Annotated in this window: 17 protein-coding genes; 12 read left to right on the forward strand and 5 right to left on the reverse strand. The window is 54.3% G+C overall.

The window, feature by feature from the left end; all coding sequences use genetic code 11:
• Positions 1 to 2: 2 nt before the first annotated feature.
• The 9 genes from nqrE (at position 3) to J0A66_RS09985 (ending at position 8,856) form a co-directional block, all read left to right on the forward strand.
• A complete protein-coding gene (gene nqrE, locus J0A66_RS09945; RefSeq protein WP_206573646.1) occupies positions 3 to 611 on the forward strand; it encodes an NADH:ubiquinone reductase (Na(+)-transporting) subunit E in 609 nt (202 codons plus the stop codon).
• A 24-nt stretch (positions 612 to 635) separates the two neighbouring features.
• Positions 636 to 1,868: an NADH:ubiquinone reductase (Na(+)-transporting) subunit F gene (nqrF, locus tag J0A66_RS09950; RefSeq protein WP_206573647.1), complete on the forward strand. Its 1,233-nt coding sequence runs from the start codon at positions 636 to 638 to the stop codon at positions 1,866 to 1,868.
• Positions 1,869 to 1,931: 63 nt separating this feature from the next.
• On the forward strand, positions 1,932 to 2,939 hold the full coding sequence (locus J0A66_RS09955; protein WP_206573648.1) for an FAD:protein FMN transferase: 1,008 nt from the start codon (positions 1,932 to 1,934) through the stop codon (positions 2,937 to 2,939).
• Positions 2,940 to 2,948: 9 nt separating this feature from the next.
• Complete coding sequence (gene nqrM, locus J0A66_RS09960) at positions 2,949 to 3,182, forward strand: (Na+)-NQR maturation NqrM (protein WP_206573649.1); 234 nt, start codon at positions 2,949 to 2,951, stop codon at positions 3,180 to 3,182.
• A gap of 163 nt (positions 3,183 to 3,345) precedes the next feature.
• Positions 3,346 to 5,343, forward strand: a complete 1,998-nt coding sequence (locus tag J0A66_RS09965; protein WP_206573650.1) for a methyl-accepting chemotaxis protein — start codon at positions 3,346 to 3,348, stop codon at positions 5,341 to 5,343.
• Between the two features lie 100 nt (positions 5,344 to 5,443).
• Positions 5,444 to 6,514 (forward strand): DNA polymerase IV, encoded by a 1,071-nt coding sequence (gene dinB / locus J0A66_RS09970; protein ID WP_206573651.1) that lies wholly within the window; start codon positions 5,444 to 5,446, stop codon positions 6,512 to 6,514.
• Positions 6,515 to 6,734: 220 nt separating this feature from the next.
• Positions 6,735 to 8,285, forward strand: a complete 1,551-nt coding sequence (locus J0A66_RS09975) for a M17 family metallopeptidase (RefSeq protein WP_206573652.1) — start codon at positions 6,735 to 6,737, stop codon at positions 8,283 to 8,285.
• Between the two features lie 17 nt (positions 8,286 to 8,302).
• Complete coding sequence (locus tag J0A66_RS09980) at positions 8,303 to 8,638, forward strand: DUF3703 domain-containing protein (RefSeq protein WP_206573653.1); 336 nt, start codon at positions 8,303 to 8,305, stop codon at positions 8,636 to 8,638.
• Positions 8,635 to 8,856, forward strand: coding sequence for a DUF1653 domain-containing protein (locus J0A66_RS09985; protein WP_206573654.1), 222 nt, complete (start codon positions 8,635 to 8,637; stop codon positions 8,854 to 8,856). Before J0A66_RS09980 ends, J0A66_RS09985 begins: the two co-directional genes overlap by 4 nt.
• 1 nt (position 8,857) lies before the next feature.
• Here J0A66_RS09985 and J0A66_RS09990 read toward each other — a convergent pair whose 3' ends face one another.
• Both J0A66_RS09990 and J0A66_RS09995 read right to left on the reverse strand, forming a co-directional pair.
• Positions 8,858 to 9,817 carry a class I SAM-dependent methyltransferase gene (locus tag J0A66_RS09990; RefSeq protein WP_206573655.1) on the reverse strand — a complete coding sequence of 320 codons (960 nt, stop codon included), beginning with the start codon at positions 9,815 to 9,817 and terminating at the stop codon, positions 8,858 to 8,860.
• A gap of 176 nt (positions 9,818 to 9,993) precedes the next feature.
• Positions 9,994 to 12,882, reverse strand: a complete 2,889-nt coding sequence (locus J0A66_RS09995; RefSeq protein WP_206573656.1) for a TonB-dependent receptor domain-containing protein — start codon at positions 12,880 to 12,882, stop codon at positions 9,994 to 9,996.
• A 306-nt stretch (positions 12,883 to 13,188) separates the two neighbouring features.
• On the opposite strand from J0A66_RS09995, the gene J0A66_RS10000 reads away from it, so the two are divergent.
• The 3 genes from J0A66_RS10000 (at position 13,189) to J0A66_RS10010 (ending at position 15,945) form a co-directional block, all read left to right on the forward strand.
• Positions 13,189 to 14,289 (forward strand): sensor histidine kinase, encoded by a 1,101-nt coding sequence (locus tag J0A66_RS10000; protein WP_206573657.1) that lies wholly within the window; start codon positions 13,189 to 13,191, stop codon positions 14,287 to 14,289.
• Complete coding sequence (locus J0A66_RS10005) at positions 14,282 to 15,037, forward strand: LytR/AlgR family response regulator transcription factor (RefSeq protein WP_206573658.1); 756 nt, start codon at positions 14,282 to 14,284, stop codon at positions 15,035 to 15,037. Before J0A66_RS10000 ends, J0A66_RS10005 begins: the two co-directional genes overlap by 8 nt.
• A gap of 62 nt (positions 15,038 to 15,099) precedes the next feature.
• Entirely contained in the window at positions 15,100 to 15,945 is an 846-nt protein-coding gene (locus J0A66_RS10010) for an MBL fold metallo-hydrolase (RefSeq protein WP_206573659.1), read from the forward strand.
• Positions 15,946 to 16,012: 67 nt separating this feature from the next.
• On the opposite strand, the gene J0A66_RS10015 is transcribed toward J0A66_RS10010, so the two are convergent.
• From J0A66_RS10015 to J0A66_RS10025, 3 genes are all read right to left on the reverse strand, one after another.
• A complete protein-coding gene (locus tag J0A66_RS10015; protein WP_206573660.1) occupies positions 16,013 to 17,659 on the reverse strand; it encodes an amidohydrolase in 1,647 nt (548 codons plus the stop codon).
• Positions 17,660 to 18,166: 507 nt separating this feature from the next.
• On the reverse strand, positions 18,167 to 19,087 hold the full coding sequence (locus J0A66_RS10020) for an alpha-E domain-containing protein (protein ID WP_206573661.1): 921 nt from the start codon (positions 19,085 to 19,087) through the stop codon (positions 18,167 to 18,169).
• Position 19,088: 1 nt separating this feature from the next.
• Positions 19,089 to 20,543 (reverse strand): circularly permuted type 2 ATP-grasp protein, encoded by a 1,455-nt coding sequence (locus tag J0A66_RS10025; protein ID WP_206573662.1) that lies wholly within the window; start codon positions 20,541 to 20,543, stop codon positions 19,089 to 19,091.
• Positions 20,544 to 20,588: the final 45 nt, after the last annotated feature.

Here is a 20,588-nt window from a genome sequence, read left to right on the forward strand (position 1 = left end):
CCATGGAACATTATCTGAGTTTGTTTGTTCGCTCGATCTTTATCGAGAATATGGCCCTGTCTTTGTTTCTTGGCATGTGCACCTTCCTGGCGGTGTCCAAGAAAGTGAAAACCGCCATGGGCCTGGGTGTGGCTGTGGTGGTCGTGTTGGGGATCTCAGTACCGGTTAACCAGGTGATCTATACCAGCATCCTGGCCCCCGGCGCTCTGGCATGGGCCGGCTTCCCGGAAGCGGATCTGAGCTTTTTGAACTTCCTGACTTTTATCGGTGTTATTGCTGCACTGGTACAGATCCTGGAAATGGCCCTGGATAAGTTCTTCCCGGCCCTGTACAACGCACTGGGTATCTTCCTGCCCCTGATTACGGTGAACTGCGCCATCTTCGGTGGTGTGGCCTTTGCGGTGCAGCGAGAGTACAACTTTACCGAAAGCATTGTCTATGGCGTGGGCAGTGGTCTGGGTTGGGCCTTGGCCATTACCCTGCTGGCGGCAGTGCGTGAAAAGCTCAAGTATGCCGATATGCCAGACGGCATCCGTGGTCTGGGTTCGGTGTTCATGATCGCTGGTCTGATGGCGCTGGGCTTCCAGTCCTTCACCGGTATTGCCCTGTAATTGCGCGACACGTAGGAGTATCTAATGAACCAAATTGAGATTTATCTTGGTGTCGGCATGTTTATCGCCATCGTCCTGGCCCTGGTGTTCATCATTATGTTCGCCAAGTCCAGACTGGTGCCTGCCGGTGAAGTGACCATTAATATCAACGATGATCCGGAAAAGTCCATCACAGCCCAGCCCGGCGACAAACTGCTCGGCGCCCTGGCCAATGCAGGCATTTTCGTATCCTCTGCCTGTGGCGGCGGTGGCTCTTGTGGTCAGTGCCGTGTTCATATCCATGAGGGAGGCGGAGAAATACTGCCCACCGAGCTGGATCACATCAGCAAGCGTGAAGCCCGTGAAGGCTGCCGTCTGTCCTGTCAGGTGGCCATCAAGCAGGACATGAAGATTGAGCTGGAAGAAGAGATCTTCGGCATCAAGAAATGGGAATGCGAAGTTATCTCCAACGATAACAAGGCCACCTTCATTAAAGAGCTGAAACTCAAGGTACCGGCCGGTGAAAGCGTGCCGTTCCGTGCCGGCGGTTATATACAGATTGAAGCGCCACCTCATCACGTCAAGTACAGCGACTTCGACGTACCGGAGAAATTCCGTGGCGACTGGGAGCGTTTCGGCTTCTTTAAGCTGGAATCCAAAGTGGACGATGAGACCATCCGCGCTTATTCCATGGCCAACTATCCGGAAGAGAAAGGCATTATCATGCTGAACGTGCGGATTGCCACGCCGCCGCCGAATAACCTGAGCCTGCCCTGCGGTAAGATGTCTTCTTATATCTGGAGCCTCAAGCCGGGTGACAAGGCCACCATTTCAGGACCCTTTGGTGAGTTCTTCGCCAAGGACACCGATGCGGAAATGGTCTTTGTCGGTGGGGGCGCCGGTATGGCTCCGATGCGGTCACATATCTTCGATCAACTTCGTCGCCTCAAATCCAAGCGCAAGATCACCTTCTGGTATGGTGCCCGCTCCCTGCGTGAAATGTTCTATGTGGAAGATTTCGATATGCTGCAGGAAGAAAACGACAACTTTACCTGGCACGTGGCCCTGTCCGATCCTCAGCCTGAGGACAACTGGGAGGGATACACAGGTTTTATCCACCAGGTTCTGCTGCAGAACTACCTGAAGGACCACCCTGCGCCGGAAGACTGTGAGTTCTACATGTGTGGACCACCCATGATGAACGCGGCCGTGATCAACATGCTCAAGGAACTGGGTGTGGAGGATGAAAATATCCTGCTGGATGATTTCGGCGGCTGATAGTAAAAAAGGGGCTTCGGCCCCTTTTTTGTCGTTGTCAGTTATCAGTAAAAAGAGATCCTAATGCGAAAGTTATTACTTTGCAGTGCATGGTGGTTGCTGTTGTGTTCGCTGGTGGCATGCAGCCCTGCGCCTACCGAATCCGTGCTGTCCGGTAACACAATGGGCACGACTTACCATATCAAGTTTGTCAATCAGCCAGGCCTGGACGAACAACAGTTGCAGGCCGATATCGATCAGGCGCTGCTCAGGGTCAATAAGCTGATGTCCACCTATGATCCAGAATCTGAGCTGTCCCGTTTTAACCGGTGGCAAAGCACCGAACCCTTTCCTCTTTCTCAGGAAACTTTAATGGTGATGCGGGAAGCCAAACGCCTGGGTGAATTAAGTGGCGGCTTACTCGACATCACGGTGGGCCCCCTGGTTAATCTCTGGGGATTTGGCCCCAGGGCCCGTCCTGAGACCATACCGACACAGACACTGATTGACACCACCCGGGATCAGACCGGGCTCGATAAGCTGATAGTGGAAGAAAGTTCTGCCCGTAAGACCCAGCCGCAGCTTTATGTTGACCTGTCCACCATTGCCAAAGGCTACGGAGTGGATGTGGTGGCTGACCTGATGGAAAGCCGGGACCTGAGTAGCTATCTGGTGGAAATCGGCGGCGAGATGCGTCTGGCCGGGCACAAGGCCAATGGTGCGGACTGGCGGGTCGCCATCGAAAAACCTGTGTCCGGCGAGCGGGCGGTGCAGCAGATTATCAGCGTGGGTAATAACGGCCTGGCCACATCAGGGGACTACCGTAACTATTACGAAGAGGGCGGGGTACGCTATTCTCATCTTATCGACCCCACCACAGGTTACCCCATTCAGCACAATCTGGTCTCTGTGACTGTGGTGCATCCGTCCTGCATGACGGCCGACGGCCTGGCAACTGCCATCAGCATCATGGGGCCGGAAAGAGGACTTGCCTTCGCCGAAAAGTATAATCTTGCCGTGATGTTGATCAGTCGCGAAAAAGACGGATTTAGGGCGTATAATAGCGCCGAATTTGAACCTTACTTGCGGTAGGACCTTGTTGTGAGCACCTTTTTTCTCGCCTTCGGCTTTTTTCTTATTGTGGTGGTAGCCATGTCAGTAGGTTACCTGCTGCAGCGTAAAACCATCTCAGGCAGTTGTGGCGGCCTGGGTGCGCTGGGTATCGAAAAAGCCTGCGACTGCCCCGAACCCTGTGACCGTAAAAAGGCCCGTCAGGAAAGAGACGCAGCCAGAGACAAGAAACTGCAGGAATGGCAGCGTAATCAGATACTCTAAGCTATTCAATATGTTGCAAAGCCCGCTTAATGCGGGCTTTTCTCTGTAGGCCCTTTGTGGAAGGGGATAGTGCTCTTGCTTTGAAAGCACTGGCATTCTGTCTTTTGGGCAGTTAACTTACCCTTTGTCCTCTGATTGAAAAAACAACAAAAAGAGATTTGTCATGTGGAACAATAAATCCCTCAGTCAACGCCTGATACTGGCCAGCGTGCTTTGTGTGGCCTTCCTCTTCACTTTGTATGGCATCTGGCAGGTAAGGCAGGTGCAGGGTGAGACACAACAACAGGTGGAATCCGACATCCAATCGTTGGTCAAACTCAATGCCTCCCGTATCCTCGGCTTCTTTAACGCCAAGGGACAGATTATCCATAGCGTCTTCGCCAGCCCCCAGGTACTGGACTGGTTCGAGGCTTATGACGACCGTGGCGGGGTGATCGCCGGTAATCCCCAATACCAGGCGGTAAAACAGTATTTCCGCTTCTTTTCCGATAAAGACAAGGCCATCAAGAGCGTCTTTTTCGGTTCGGCCAACACCTTTGAGTATTTCGATCTGGACGGCAGGTATGAGGGCGACCCTAACTATTACACCAATAAGCGGCCCTGGTGGTCCGAGGCTCAGGACAAGGGGCGTTTGTATGTGTCAGATCCGGCAGTGGATGCCAACGACGGTTCCATTTCTGCCACCGTAAAGACGCCAGTGACACGCGATGGCCGTTTTCTGGGTATTGGAGGCATGGATATTCTGATTACCACCATCGGCGAACAACTGCTCAGCCAGATTAAGTATCAGGGGGTGGGGAATGCTTTTCTGGTCACCGATAAAGGCGTGCTGGTGTACTTTCCCGGATTCAGTGACAAATTTCCCCCTGGCAGCGATATGGAGGATGTGGACAGCAAATTCGCTGATTCTTCGGGTTTTGCTGAACTCAAACAACTGACATCCGGCCAGCCCAATGGCCAGGCGAGTCTCACATGGAAGGGCGAACAGTATCAGGTGATTTTCGCGCCGGTAGCCAGCGACTATCCGCACATGAACTGGAAACTGGGTTTTATGGTGCCGGAATCGGTGGTGACCGATCCGGTCTGGCAGGCCACAACCTCCACCAGCCTGTATCTGCTGATTATGCTGGTCATTATTGCCATTGCCATGGCGGCTATTATCCGTCCCATCGTCAAACCACTGAGCAGCATGTTGGCGGCCATGCGAGACATTTCCCGGGGAGAAGGTGACCTGACCAAGCGTATTGAAGTGAAGCGGCAGGATGAAATAGGTCAGTTGGCAGCGGAGTTCAACGGCTTTATCGGCAAGATCCAGGAACTGGTCAGGCAGACCATGGATATCACCAGCGAGGTTGGCAAAGCTACCGAAACTGTCTCGCGCATCACCGAGCACAATGTGCGTCTGGTCAATAACGAAAAAACCGAAATCGAGACAGTGGCTGAAGCCAGTCAGGAAATGGCCCAGACTAGTCGTGATGTGGCAGCCAGCACCGAACAGGCCATGGAAGTGTCGGACCTGACCCGACAGCGTATGGCGGACGGTTCAGGCGTAGTCAGGTCGGCCGTGGTCGGTATTGAAAGGCTTTCTGAGGAAATCAGCCGTTCCGCAGAGGTGGTCAGTGCCCTTGAAAAAGAAACCGAAACCATAGGTTCGGTACTCGAGGTAATCAACAATATTACAGAGCAAACCAACCTGCTGGCGCTGAACGCCGCCATCGAGGCGGCCCGTGCAGGGGAGCAGGGCAGAGGTTTTGCGGTGGTCGCAGACGAAGTCAGAACCCTGGCCAGCCGCACCCATGAATCGACCCGCAGTATCCAGGAGATTATCGAGAAACTGCAGGCCACCGCCAAGCAGGCCAGCAGCGCCATGCAGGGCAGTAACAGCCAGGCCGATCAAGGGGTGGAGCAGGTTGGTCAGATTCAGCAGGTGCTGGATCAGGCCCTGACTGACATAGAGCGCATCCAGGAGCAAATGCACAGCATTGCAGCGGCCAACAGCCAACAGGCCCAGATTGCCGAAGAAGTGGCCAGAAATGTCAGCCATGTGCGTGAACTGGCCGATGAATCAGTCAACGAGTCTCAGGATGTGGAGCAAAGCATTCTGCAACTTAAGCAATTGTCCAGTGGGCTGGATAAGGTGTTGAAACAGTTCAGGGTCTGATAGGGAAATGCCGAGGTCATATGGGCTTGGCAATTCCATATTGACTTATCCCCAGCTTTATTCAGAATAACTGTATTGATATACAGTTACATGTCCGGCATTGCGTAAAATTATCCACATCGATATGGACTGCTTCTTTGCGGCGGTGGAAATGCGTGACCATCCCCAGTGGCGGGACGTGCCCATAGCCATCGGCGGCAGTGCCGATCGGCGCGGCGTGATCGCCACCTGCAACTACCCCGCAAGACGGTTTGGCGTCCGGTCGGCCATGGCCACCGCCCACGCGTTGAAACTCTGTCCGGAGCTGGTGCTGGTGCGAGGGCGCATGGCGCTCTATGTGGAGGTGTCACAGCAGATACGCGAAATCTTCCATCGCTATACGGATAAAGTCGAACCTTTGTCCCTGGATGAGGCTTACCTGGATGTCAGCAACTCAAGTCTTTACGACGGCAGCGCCACCCGCATTGCCCAGGCGTTGAGGGCGGATATTTACCAGGCCACAGGCCTTACCGCTTCAGCCGGGGTCGCACCCTGTAAATTTGTGGCTAAAATCGCCAGCGATATCAACAAGCCTGACGGCTTATGCGTGATCACGCCGGACCGGCTGGATGACTTTGTGCGCAGACTGGAGCTGAAGAAAATACCCGGTGTGGGTAAGGTGACCTGGGAAAAACTTCAACAACTGGGCCTGCACACCTGTGATGACGTACGCCGTTATCCCTTTGAAAAGTTGCTGCGGCAGTTTGGTAAGTTTGGTCCGGTGCTCTGGCAACGAGCCCATGGTCAGGATGAAAGAAGAGTGAATACCGAACGGCAGAGAAAATCGGTCGGTGTGGAAGTAACCTTGCCTGAGGATATTCGCGACTTCGGGCAATGCTGGTCTATAGTGGAGGAACTGTATCCCAGGTTGCATAAACGACTGGCCAGTACTCAGCCCGATATGAGCATTCAGAATCAGGGTATCAAACTTAAATTTTCTGACTTTCAGCTCACCACGGTTGAACACAAATATCCCCGGCTTGAGCGGCAGTACTTTCGAGAGCTCCTGGCCGAAGCCCTTGACCGGCAGGCGGGACGGGGTATCCGTCTGGTGGGTTTACACGTGATGCTGCCAAGGGAAACTGACACCCAGCAACTGGACCTGCCGCTAGAGCACCGAGTGGTTAGATAATGAGCACCAGCGGAGGCAGAAATTTTTCCAGGCAATCCAGGCCTTTTCACGGGTTTAGTGGTGCTAAATCCTGAAAAGCCAGGGGCAGGCTCTGGTGGTCATTATTTAATCATTCGGCGCTCAAAGTTTGGTTGAGAGCGACTGAGCATGCAGGCACAATAACCTTATCTAATCTGAAGCGTCGGCCATCGCAGCCAAGGACGCCCTTGCGAGGTAACATATGGCATTTCCCCTTCCCAAAGACGAATCCAATCTGGATAGTGCAATCACATCCGGCAGCCAATGGGATGCCGTAATCCTGGTGGCCCCTGATCACAAAGGCCTGGATAATTTGTTGCTGCGCCAGACTATCGAAGCTCACCAGCGTATCGATGCCCGGGTGGGCCAGGAGGCTATCCTGTTGATTTCCAGTGAAATAGCCGGCGGTCGGCTGATCTATGCCCCTACCGGTGCGCTGAACCGTGATTATGACGATGTGCGCAGTTTTGCCGATGCGGCTAAAAAGGCCATCGTCATGGCCCGGGATGCCGGCGCCCGAAAACCGCTGTTGGTGGTAGCCGGTGTGCCTGACAGTCGACTCTATCAATACAGTCTGGAGGTAGCCTACCTGGGAGCTTGTCAGGCCCTGTGGCAGCCACTGGAGGCGAGGGAAGCCTTGGGGGAAGAGAGTACAGAGCCGGTTGAGTGTATCGGTCTTTATGCCCGTGGCAAGCTGGACCTGACATGGCTACAGGCAGTAGAGGCAGGTCGGCGGGTAGCCAGGGACCTGTGCGGCACAGAGCCTGAGCGGATGTCACCGCCGAAATTTGCAGAGTACTGCGAGCAGACCTTTGCCGGCAGCGCGGTTAAGGTTAGGGTTATAGCTGACGATGCCCAGTTGCGGCAGGATTATCCACTGCTGCATGCGGTGGCACGCGCCTCCACCCATGTGGAGCGCCACCAGCCCAGGGTTATTCGGATGGAATACCAGGGCGAGGGCGAACCCCAGCGCACCTTATTGTTTGCCGGTAAAGGTATCACCTATGACACAGGTGGAGCGGATCTGAAGGTGGACGGACATATGGCCGGCATGAGCCGGGATAAGGGCGGTGCTGCTGCTGTGGCCGGCTTTATGCAGACGGTGGCCCGGCTCAAACCCAAAGGTCTGAGAGTCGTCGCTGAGATTGGCGCCGTACGCAACAGTATCGGTTCCGATGCCTTCGTCGCCGATGAGATTATCAAAAGTCATGCCGGCACCCGGGTTCGCATCGGCAACACGGATGCCGAGGGGCGATTGGTGCTCGCCGATCTGCTGTCCCATCTCCGTGAAGATGCCAAGGGCGCCACTGACGCCAAGTTGTTCTCCATCGCCACCCTGACCGGCCATGCCGCCAGGGCCTTTGGTCCCTACACGGCCTATGTGGAAAACGGCCCGTCCCGAGACCACCAATGCGCACAGAAGCTGGTGGACCTGGGAGATTTGTGGGGCGATCCAGGCGAGGTCTCCCGTTCCCGTCGCGAAGACTTTCACTTCATCCGCCCTCGCAGCAAGGCCGACGATGTGTTGTCCTGCAATAATGCGGCCTCATCCGTCACCGCCCGTGGGCATCAATTCCCCATGGCTTTTCTGGTCAGGGCCTCGGGCCTGGAAGAGCATGGTCTGAGCAGTGCAGAGCCCTTGCCTTACATGCATATTGATATCGCGGGCAGCGGAGTGGAAGGGGGGGACTGGCAGCACGGTATGCCGTCTGCGGCACCTGTTGTGGCGCTGGCCGCCAGGTATTTACGTTAGCTGTAAGGAACAAGACTATGACGCCGGCCCGCAGAGAAGGCTTTGAGAAGCAATGGCAGCAGATGCTGGAAGCCTTTGCGCAGCAAAACTGGCAAACAGCCTTTTACCACCTCGAGAATGCCCACGTGCTGGGCCAGCCCAGCACCCGTCTGCATGTGAGAAGTCACTGGTGGATGCTTAAAGTTGCCTGGTGCCAGGGCAATAGCAGGGAAGTAGTTGGCCAATGGCTGAGGATCACAGCTGCTTTGCTGTTTTCGCGGATCTGGGTGCCCGTGGGAAATACCGGCGGGGCCAATGTGTCGGCCATCAAACCCATGCCTGTTCGCGACGAGCTTAAGGTCTATTTACAGTGAGCCAGTCAGTCGTACCCGGTCGCTACCGGCATTACAAGGGCAAAGATTACCAGGTGGTAGGAGTGGCCCGCCACTCAGAAGATGAAAGCCTGCTGGTGGTCTATCGTCCGCTTTACGGTGACGGGGCCTTGTGGGTCAGGCCTCTGGAGATGTTTACCGGAAAGGTTGAGGTGGAAGGCAGGCTGGTGGACAGATTTGCCTACCTGAATTCAGAATAGATCACCGCGCCCTGCCCTGTAGGTGCCATGCCAGTATCCCCTGTTCACTTTCTATTGGGGAGCACTTCTCTACCTTAAGGCCACAAGTTTCCAGTTGTTGAGCGGTCTGTGTTATCTGGCCTGCATCCATAGCCGCACCCAGCATGGAGGCCATTCTCTGGCGGTAGCTGAGCAGCTCCTGTTCCATTCTGTCCAGCCAATCGAGAATGGCAGTCAACTCATAGGCTTGCATATTGTTGAACATCTGACCCAGGTCCCGGTAGAACTGCAGCACTATGCCACCGGCTACGCCGGGGCCAAAGCGCTGCAGCACTGCTGTGACCTGACTTACGGCTGGAGCTAAAGACTGGTCGGCCTGACGAAAGGCAGGATCAGCTTCGGGTGAGCCACTCGTTGCAAAACCTGCTTTGAACAGCACCCGGGCGCGGGCAAAAATCAGGCTGGCTTCGACCTGGGACAAAGCCGCATGATTATTCTGGGATTCCATAGAAATGGCGCTTTCCCTATAATGGATAAGAGCCGAGAACAAGCCGTTTTTTCTCAGCAGCCTGGCGCATTCCAGGATGGCTTCCTTACCGGCATATTCAATGCCAAACTGACTGAAGATAAGATCCACGGAGCCAGGCTGGAGGGGCAGCCTGGCGGCATCGGCCACCAGGCCTGCATCCGGATTGGCCCGCTGACAGCTTGTCTTAACCGCCGCCAGGGAGTAATCCAGACAAAGATGGGTGGGGGACGGGCCGGGAATCTCTTCCATACAGTGTCGGGCTATTTCACTGACGGCGCCTTTGCCGCAGGCCACCTCCAGCATTATGGCCGGGCAATGTTGCCGGAACTCTTCCAGGAACAGTGATCGCCACAGGCGGCTCAATAGGGGCTGGTCTACCTCCTTGTCCGTAAAATCCGCCGAACAGGCATTCTGCCAGTAGGCATCCCAGGCATCCGCGTAAGCCAGACTCATAGAAATCACTCTTGGAAATGAATGCTTACAACTATATCGGTATAGGCGATAGACTTGAAGCCTGAATACCTCTCCCCTTTTTCATACGGCTGCGGGTAAGAAAAAGCCACCGGCTTTGAAGTGCCCCCATAAAGTTGGACACTTCACTGAGGGTGGCTTTTTGTCTTCGTATCGGCCTAGTAGGTCAGGGTGACACCGGCAAATATATAGCGGCCCAGGCCGTCATAGAAGCCGGGGAAGGTGTTACCGTTACCTGAGCCGGTAGGCGCATTGGGTAGCAGCGGCGGTTCCCTGTCCAGCACGTTGTTGATACCCAGACGTACAGAAATGTTCTCATGGGCCTGCCAGGTGCCTGCCAGATCCAGATAATTCTGGGCGCTGAAGGAGGTGGGACCGACTGGCTGGTTAAAGCCGGTATATTCATCCACCTCACCCAGGTAGCGCCAAGTGGCCGATATGCTCGCATCCCAGGGGGTGGTCCACGTCAATCGCAGGTTATGCCGCCATTCTGGAGTCGGCTGCCCACATGAGGTGCGGTCCCAGACGCCGGCACATTCAATGACGTCTCCCCCCGGGATAGGCAGGTTGTCCAGCGTATCAAGCCAGGTGCCGACCAGGCCGATCTTTAACCCGCCCATTTCGCCAATTTCCATATCATAGTTGGCTTCCAGGTCGACCCCTGAGGTCTCCAGATAACCGATGTTGATATCGGTTGCCGTTACTGCCGCTGTGCCCACCCAGAGGTTGCCGTTAGGACCACGATTGATCAGGCCGCAGAAAGTGGGGTCACCCGTCGCGCCGCAATTGGCCAGAATAGTGGTCTGGGGAATGTTGGTAATGGCTTTTTGCACATCAATATTGAAATAGTCGATGTTCATATTGAAGCCGGGCAGGAAACTAGGCGAGAACGCCAGCCCGAAAGACAGGGTATCGGACTCTTCGGGTTCCAGGTTTGGGTTACCGCCTGTAATAGTGTTGTACTGTCCGGCCGGACTGGTCAGGGCAGGGGACTTGTACTGAGAAGGATCCAGGCCTGTGCGTACGCAGTCTTCCAGTGACATGGTGCCGGTGGCGCCACAGGGATCATCGTTCATATTAAACAGACCCAGCGTCTGGGGGCGGAACAGGTCACGGACGTTACCGGCCCTTACTGCCCGCTGGAAGCTGCCGCGAACCCTCAGATCCTCGCTCACTTCCCAGTTCATGGCGTATTTATAAGTATTGGTGGTCTGGTCGGTGGAGTAGTCGGAATAGCGATAGGCAAGCTCCAGGGTCAGTTGGTCCGCAAAGGCCGTGTCTTCCACAAGGGGGATATTCAATTCACCGAAGAACTCTTTCACATTGAAGGCGCCACTCACCGCACCGGTGGGGCCCCCCTGACCCGCGCCGTCACCAGACTGGAAGCCCTGATCCGGTGCAAATACGAGCGACTCGCGACGGTATTCCACACCGGCCACTACGCCCACCCCTGTACTGGTGCCAGGCACCATGATGCCTGCTTCAGTCAAATCGCCGGTAACATAGCCAGTCACCTGGGTGCTGGTGGTATCACCGCGCGAATACAGCGGCAGGACCAGGTAGTTGAGCATGGCCTGCGTCACAGCGCCTTCCTCAAAGACGTTCCAGGGTACACAGGCGGGATCGGATCCGTCGATGACAGATTGGCAGACGGCGTTACCGTTGCCATCATCCACCACGTTCAGGGCACGGATGATGCGGGTAGTGGAAAGATCATTCTGATAAGTCTGCACAAAGCCCACTGAGCCATAGTTGGCAAACATGTCGTAAGACCAGTTGTCATTGATAATGCCCCGTATCCCCAATACGCCACGGTAGGAAGTGTGACGCAGGTCATCCTGCCTGGGCGCTCCCTCGACATTGCGTCGGCCGATATAAACGCCGGTGAGGGTATCGTCACGGGTCAGACCCTGAGAAGCACAGATGGTCTGAAACTGCTGTTCGGACATCAAGGGGTTGCCACAGAACAATGTGCTGGTGACGAAGAAGGCACCGGAGGGAGCAATCTGCGCCACGCTTCTGTCGTCCATGAAGCTGACTTCCCCATAGATCTCCGCATGCTCGTTCACCTCATACTGACCGAGCGCACCAAAGGTCTTACGCTCATCCGGGCGTTGGTAGTAGTTCAGGGGGCCGTAGTTATAGAGGGAGGTCCTGGGCACAAACTCATGTCCTGATACCTGGTAGTCGTAATTGACGAAATCGGTAAAACGGCCTTCTGGAATGGTGCCTGAGCCGCCACAGATAAATTCATTGTTGGCATCATAGAACAGCGCACAGGCGCTGTAATCACGTTCGGACTGGGTGAGGGCCTTGATGTCCCGGAATGTGGCATACATGGTGACATAGCCACGTCCGTCCGCCGTATTGGCTCCAATCATAAATGAAAAATCATTGGAGTGGCCGTCGCGGACATTACTGTCGGGTAATTCAAAGCCCAGTGCCCGGACCTGTTCCTGCACCAGATCATTGTCGTTATTGTGCTGATAGAAGCTGTGCTGGAAGTCGAATGAGAAACCCTCAAAGTCATCCTTAAGGATAAAGTTGACTACCCCGGCGATGGCATCCGATCCGTAAGTCGCAGAGGAGCCGCCGGTCAGTACCTCAATGCGCTCAATCAGGGAGGCGGGGATCTGGTTGACGTCAGGTGCAATACCGCCGGCATTGGGAGAGCCGGCAGGCAGCCTGCGACCATTAACCAACACCAGGGTTCTGGTCGGACCCAGATTTCTGAGGTTCAGGGTTGCTGTGCCGGTAGAACCATTGGCAGCCATACCGGTCTGCGCGGCAAACAGGGCCGGCATGTCATTGAGAATATCTTCAACCCTGGTCAGGCCGGTAATGGCGATATCGGCGGCAGTGATTTCCGTCACCGGACTGGCACTCACCATGTTCACCCGTTGTATACGAGACCCTGTCACGGCAATTTTTTCGACAACCGACTCTTCAGCGTTGTCCTGTGCCAGAGCGACGGATGAAAGTAGTGAAGCGCTGCTGCCGGCCAGAGCCAACTGCACGGCCAGGGCTATCTTTGAGCCTCTGTTCATGTGTATCTCCTGTAAAACTTATAATGGTTATGTCAGATAACCTTTGTTATCAGGAATTACGCTAGTGCCTGCACGAGACCGACGACACAAGGGATCCGCCAGCACACATAGGGGTGGGATAAAAGGCCAGGGTGGTGTGATGAGTGGGCGAAACCCGTTGACTGGTTAAATATTGTGCATTGCAAGTGTTTGATAAATAAAGATTTAATTACTCAAGGGGTGAAAGGTTTTGAGTCAGGGATAAGCTGCTGTTTGCCTTTGACTATCGGGCTGGTGAATAATCCAGCTTTGATTTGCAGGATTCCCATGTTGTTACATTTTCTTCGTAACCTGCCATCATGGCGGTTCTGGGTGATTGGCCTGGTCATCTGGTTATTGATGAACAGTTATTCGGCCGATCTGGCCTACCGCAGCTATATCAGAGCCGGAAGGGAGATGGAGTGGACCACCATGTGGCTTTACTACTCAGGCTGGTGGATGCCCTGGGCAGTGATCAGTCCGTTGATCGTGGCGGGGACCCGGATCATCCCGCTGGACATGCAGCGATGGAAACTGACGGTATTGAAATTGGTCATCATGACGGCGGTGTCCTTTCTGGGCTTTCTCCTATTGGCGGTGCCTCTGGTGGCTTCCTTTGAATTAGGTGGTGCCGGTCTGGAAAAGCTTCAGGAAGCACTTCTTATCATGGTCAAGCGCGGAGCATGGCATATGGACTTTCTCGTCTATGTGGCGGTGGTCTCCGTGGGATACATCACACAATTTTATGAAAAAGCAAGAAAGGAAGAAGCCAGGAGCGAGAGTCTGTTACGTCAATTGATGCAGTTGGAGCTGCAATCACTCAAATCCCAGCTAAACCCGCATTTTTTGTTCAATACCCTGAATACCGTTGCCAGTCTTATTCGCCTGGACAAGAAAGACCAGGCAGTCAAGGCGTTGAGTGAGCTTAGTCTGATGCTGAGAAAAGTGCTTGAAAATCAAAGCAATCAGTTAATCAACCTGGCCCAGGAGATGGACTTCATCAACAGTTACCTGACCATCCAGAAGATGCGTTTTGATAAGAAACTGCAAACCCGTGTGGAGGTGGAACCAGCTTGCCTGCGAGAAGAAGTTCCCTTCATGCTGCTGCAGCCTTTAGTGGAAAATGCGGTGCAACACGGCTCACAACTGGAGAGCGACCAGAATCTGCTCGATCTGCGCGTCAGTTGCAGTCCCGGTAAGCTACATATCAGGCTGATCAATAAAGTGCCTGAACAGGATGAGCATCATGGCTTTGGCATTGGCCTGAAGAACTGCCGGGAAAGGCTGCAAAAACTGTATGGCCGGGAGTTTGAGCTGACGCTGTCAAAGCTGGACAGCGGATACTTTGAAACCTATGTGATGATACCTACAGGAGGGGACGATGATTAAGGTACTGGTGGCGGACGATGAGACCCTGGCCAGGCAAACCATCCAGTTGCTTCTGAAAGATCAGAAAGACATCACTACAGTGCTGGAGGCCGCCGATGGCAATCAGGCCCTGAAGCTGTTTGAAAAGGAACAACCACAACTGGTGTTTCTGGATATCCAGATGCCGGGACTGACGGGCATTCAATTGGCAGAGCGGATAGGAGATAAGTGCATGGTGGTATTTGTCACCGCCTATGACCAATATGCCATTACGGCCTTCGAGCTCAATGCCATCGATTATCTGCTTAAACCCTATGATGATGAGCGGTTCTACGCAGCCCTGAACAGGGCGAAGGAAAAGCTTAAGGAGCAGGCATTTGGCGACTATCGGCAGGTAGGGCAGTTGATCCGTCATATGATGGATGAGCGGCACCGTCAGTACAAAACTCGCCTGGTAGTCAAAGATCCGGGCCGGATACGCCTGGTGGATGTAGACAAGGTTGAGTATATCCTGGGGGCCGGTAACTATGCAGAGGTGCATCTGTTCGACGGTAAGTCCGTTCTGCACAGGGAGACCCTGACTACCCTGGAAAGCCAACTGGATCCTTCAGTATTCGTCCGGATACATCGTTCGTCCATTGTCAGGAGCAGCAGTATTGCAGAACTCAGGCCCAACGAAAAAGGCGACTACAGCGTACTGCTGAAAAACGGCCAGGAACTGACCCTTTCCAGGCGCAACAAACATAAACTCGGTGATTTGCTGGGCTGAAGGGTTCCAACTCCTGACCGAAAGACTATATTGATAAATCCAATAACAACAGGGAAACCAACATGCGCTTTTTCATCTTACTGTGCTTTTTCACTACCTCTTTGCTGGCAGATGACAGGTTTGCCAACGTCAAGATTGAGCGACAACACCTGGGCGACTCGGTTTACATGCTGACCGGTGCGGGGGGCAATATCGGCGTGTCGGCAGGCAAAGACGGGGTGCTCATTATCGACGACCAGTTTGAGCCCCTGGCAGAGAAAATTGCCGCCAGCCTGGCAGATGTAAGCCAGTCTGATGTCAAATATATAGTGAACACCCACTATCATGGGGATCATACGGGCAGCAATGCCTGGTTCAAACAACATCACCACGCCACTATTTTCGCCCATGACAATGTGCGCTACCGGCTGGCGGACAAGGAAGATCATAAACCCGCCGCCCTGCCGGTAGTGACTTATAAGGACGGTATCAAATTCCACTTCAACGACGAAACCGTCAAGGTCATGCATCTGCCAGCCGGCCACACTGATGGCGACAGCGTAGTGTGGTTTAACAATGCCAATGTTTTGCATACAGGGGACTTGTTCTTTGAAGGCCGTTTTCCTTACATCGACCTGGAAGGCGGCGGTTCGGTAGCGGGTTATATGAACAACGTTCAGCGACTGATCAGTATGTTGGATGAAAACTCACAGATTGTCCCGGGCCATGGCAAGTTGTCCGGCAAAGCTGACTATCAGAAATTTCTCGCCATGATTGAGGAAACCGCAGCTTTTGTGAAAGAACGCAAGGACGCTGGTATCGCCCTGGATCAGATAGTCAAGGACGGTCTGGAAGATAAATGGCAGGACTGGAGCTGGGAGTTTATTACCGAGGAGCGCTGGATTAAGACCCTTTACGAAGGACAGTAAAGGCTTGGCGCCCGGTTATCCACCTGATGTGTGGATTTAGTGGCAGGGCGAGACCTGCCACTGATTTTCAGCGCTTCTGATCACCCGCTACCCAGGTTTGCAGCACTTTAGTCTGCCATATCTGCCCGGCGGGAATATTGAAGATATCCCGATCGATAAGGATAAAATCCGCCCACTTACCGGGTTCCAGATTGCCCAGAATCTTTTCCTGGTGCGCCGCATAAGCCGCATCCAGAGTGAAGGCTCGCAACGCCTGCTCCAGAGTCAGTTTCTGCTCTGGTTGCCAGCCGCCGGGAGGTTCGCCCTCGTGATCCTGGCGGGTCACCGCAGCGTGCAGGCCGTGGAAGGGATTTGCCAGTTCCACCGGGAAATCGGACCCGGCGGCAAGCACAGTGCCTTGGTCAATAAAGCGTTTCCAGGCATAGGCGCCTTCCAAACGCTTTTTCCCAATGCGGTCTTCGGCCATATTCTTATCACTGGTGGCATGGACTGGTTGCATGGAGGCGATGATATCCAACTCCTTGAAGCGGGGGATATCATCGGTTGAAACCACCTGCGCATGCTCTATTCGATGACGAAGTGAGCGGCCACCCACCTGCTCATAAGCTTTGGCATAGTGATCCAGCGCCAAACGGTTGGACTTGTCACCGATAGCATGAAAATTAAGCTGAAAGCCATGTTTCAGCACGGTACGAAAGAGTTCAGGCAGATCCTGCTCTGCCGTGACCAGCAGACCCTTGTTGTCCTGATCATCTGAATAGGGCGCCAGCATCGCCGCTCCACGACTGCCTAGGGCGCCATCTCCATAGGCCTTAACGCTCTGAATCCAGAGAAAATCTTTCTTATCCCGCCTTGGTCCCTTTTCCAGCATTTGTATCAGCTTGGGATCGGAGGCGGCGATCATGGCATAGATGCGGATATTCAACGTCTGCTGCTCGGCCTGCTGCAGGTAGAAATGGTAGGTCTGGTGGTCAATACCGGCATCATGCATGCTGGTGATACCCTGTTCCAGCAAGTGACTGGAGGCCTCGTTCAGGGCTCTTTGCATGCTTGCTGAATCTGTTTCTGGCAGATGATCAGCCACCAACCCCATGGCATTGTCGATCAGGACGCCTGTGGGGTTTCCTTCTTTATCTCGTAAAATCTGTCCGCCGGGCGGGTCAAGGGTGTCTTTGCCTATTCCGGCGATGGCCAGCGCCTTGCTGTTGACCCAGGCGGCATGGCCGTCGATCCGTTCCAGCCACACGGGCGTATCGGGCAGGAATTCATCCAGTTGACGGGCGGATGGATACTGCTTGTCATGCCATAGCACCTGATTCCAGCCCCGGCCAATGATCCACTCTAATTGAGGATTTCTGGCGGCATAGTCATTGACCTTTTGCACCGACTCCCTGGCACTGGTCAGGCCGCGCAGATCCACCTGGAGCAGGTTCTGGCCCAGCCCCAGGAGGTGCCCATGGGCATCGATAAGGCCGGGTAGCAGGGTCTTGCCTTCCCCGTCCACCACCCAGGCGCCGGGATACTGACCGATCAGGGTCTTGTCACCGGTTGCCAGGACCTTGCCGTTCTCAAATGCCAGGGTGGAAAAGCTCTGCAAACCTTGTTCCGGAAGGATGTGGTACCCCTGTATGTTGGTCACCAGGGTTGGCTGTGCCGCCAGATCTACGCAAACGGCAAATAGTGTTGCGGTGAATATCTTAAGCCTTGATTTCATGATGTTTTCCTTATGTTAGGGCGTGTTTATCTTTCATATTGGCCTCTGTTGAGAGCGAAAAACTCCTCAATCAGGGCGCGAGTAACGCCGTTTAGCCGTCTAAACAAGTTGAGAGCAACGCAGAGTGAGGGTTTTTAGCCTCAACCCGTCGGGCTGGGGCCATTTTTACTCGTATCATCCCTGATACTTGCCGACAAGCGGCCAGCCAAGCTGTTAAAAAATGCTCCGGGCATTTTTTTCCGTCCAGCAGCGTGATATTAAATATGTCCCTATATTTCACCGCTTCGCGGCCAGCTTCGCTGTTCCAATGGGTTCCATTCCCATTGGTCAGTCGCTTGTTTAGGCCCACTAAACCGCACTCCTTCTTCCCTGCCGGGCAAAAAATGGCCTCCAGCAGAGCGTTAATATGAAAGATAAACACGCCCTAGAGGAGATGTTGTAACACGAAGCAACGGATAAAAGAACGGCAGCCTGACGCTGCCGTGACGGTTTTTAACGCGTTGATACTCAATGCAGAAAATACTGCTCTGCCAATTGCTGGTGGATATCGGCCAGATCGATCTGCAATTCATCAATATAATCATGCAGGGCACTGCCCTTGAGTTGCGTGACTTCTTGATTGGCAAGTTCATCGATGCTGTGCTCGATGCGCTCTACCATCTGTGTGTTGTTGGGCAGGTCCTGATTGAGGCGTTTGAGCTGCTTCAGGCAGAAGGTGACCGAGCGGGGGAAGGTTTCGCTTTTCAGCATAAATTGCAACACATCCTCTGCCTTTACCCGCACGCCCATCTGCTGTCGATACATCTGGTATGCACTCAGTGAACGCAGCACGCTGATCCACTGGATGTTCTCAAAGGGTGCCCCATCAGGTGAGTCGATGAGGGTAGCAGAACGCACATCGATGATACGGCTGGTCATATCCGCCCGTTCCAGCAAAGAGCCAAAGCGGATAAAGGTATAGCCCTGATCATGGTTGATGGTGGCATCCAGGGCGCCAAAAATCATGTGCACTGATTCCACTACGTGCTTGAGGAATACAAAGCGTCCCCGTTTGCTCAGACATTCGTGGGGATTTTCCTTTACATAGTGATACAGGCTGTTTACCGCTTCCCATACCTGCCTTGGCATCACCTCCCTGACGGTACGGGTGTTGTCCCTGGCATACAGCAGTGAGTTGAGGATAGAGGAAGGATTGCGACCGTCTACCGTGAGAAATTTGATCACATGCTTTTCCGGGAATTCCTCATGCAATTCCTCATAGAGCTCCCGGTGGCCGATAATATCCACCAGCGGCTCCCACCCCGGGGAGACGCCGCGGGGCAGATCCATCAACAGGAGATTGTTGACATTCACCAGGCGGGCGACATTTTCCGCCCGTTCCACATAGCGGGCGGTCCAGTACAAGGTTTCTGCTACTCGGGATAACATATCAGCGTCCCTCCTCTTCAACAATCCAGGTATCCTTACTGCCCCCTCCCTGAGAGGAATTCACCACCAGTGAACCCTTAACCAGGGCCACCCGTGTCAGGCCGCCGGTGGTCACATGGGTTTGATGTCCACTGGAGAGGATAAACGGCCGCAGGTCCACGTGTCGGCCTTCTATGCTGTTGCCGTCCAGGGTGGGCACGGTAGACAGGCTTAAGGTCGGCTGGGCGATAAAATTCCGAGGATCGGCCTTGATCCGTTCAATACATTCCTGTTGCTGCTTCTTCGTCGAGCGGGGGCCTATCAGCAGGCCGTAACCGCCAGATTCATTGGCAGGTTTCACCACCAGCTTGTCGATGTTTTCGGTCACATAGTTAAAGGCATCCGGCTCATAGCAGCGATACGTCTCCACATTCGGGATTTTGGCGTCCTCGCCCAGATAGTAGCGGATGATATCCGGCACATAGGCGTATACGACCTTGTCGTCGGCCACGCCTGCCCCCGGTGCATTGACCAGCGCCACGTTGCCACTGCGCCAGGCCCGCATCAGCCCCGGCACGCCCAGTTGTGATTCGGGATTAAAAGCCTCTGGGTCGAGGAACAGGTCGTCAATACGCCGGTAGATCACATCCACCCGACGCCTGCCAAAGACGGTTTTCATGTAAACGATGTCGTTATCGTCCACCATCAGGTCACGTCCTTCCACCAGTTCACAGCCCATTTCCTGGGCCAGATAGCAATGTTCAAAGTAGGCTGAGTTATACACTCCCGGGGTCAGCACCACGACCTCTGGGGTATCCTGAGGGCGGGGAGTCATGGCGCAAAGCATATCGAACAGCTGTGAGGGATAGTCGTTCACCGGCAGCACCGAAACCTGCTCAAACAGTTCCGGGAAGACCCGCTTCATCACGGAACGGTTTTCCAGCATATAGGAAACGCCGGACGGCACCCGCAGATTGTCTTCCAGTACGAACATGGTGCCCTGGCCGTCCCGCACCAGATCGGAGCCGCAAATATGGGCCCAGATGCCATGAGGGGGCTTAATGCCCACACACTGGGGGCGGAAGTTTACCGATTTTTTCAATAAGTCGGCGGGAAACACCCCGTCCTTGATTATTTGCTGTTTGTGATACAAGTCGTCGATAAACAGATTCAGCGCTTCGACCCGTTGCTTTAAGCCGGCCTCAATACCTTTCCATTCAGAGTGGCAGATAATTCTGGGGATGATGTCGATGGGCCAGGCCCGGTCAATGGAGCTGCCTTCTCCGTAGACGGTAAAGGTGATGCCCATTTCCTTGATGGCATATTCCGCTGACGAACGGGCAGTGGCCAGTTCCTGTTCGGACAGCCCGGCCAGAAAGTTCGCCAGGGTGTGGCCGCACGGCCTGGGTCGGCCCTGCTCATCGACCAACTCGTCATAGAGCTGTTGGGATGGATAGTCACGCCAGTCAAAAGCCATATTGCTCCCTCCGTTGCTTATTCCCCTCTGCCGCCATATGGCCCG

Origin of the sequence: Bowmanella dokdonensis, from assembly GCF_017254865.1 — a bacterium.
In the GTDB taxonomy this organism is placed as follows: domain Bacteria; phylum Pseudomonadota; class Gammaproteobacteria; order Enterobacterales; family Alteromonadaceae; genus Bowmanella; species Bowmanella dokdonensis.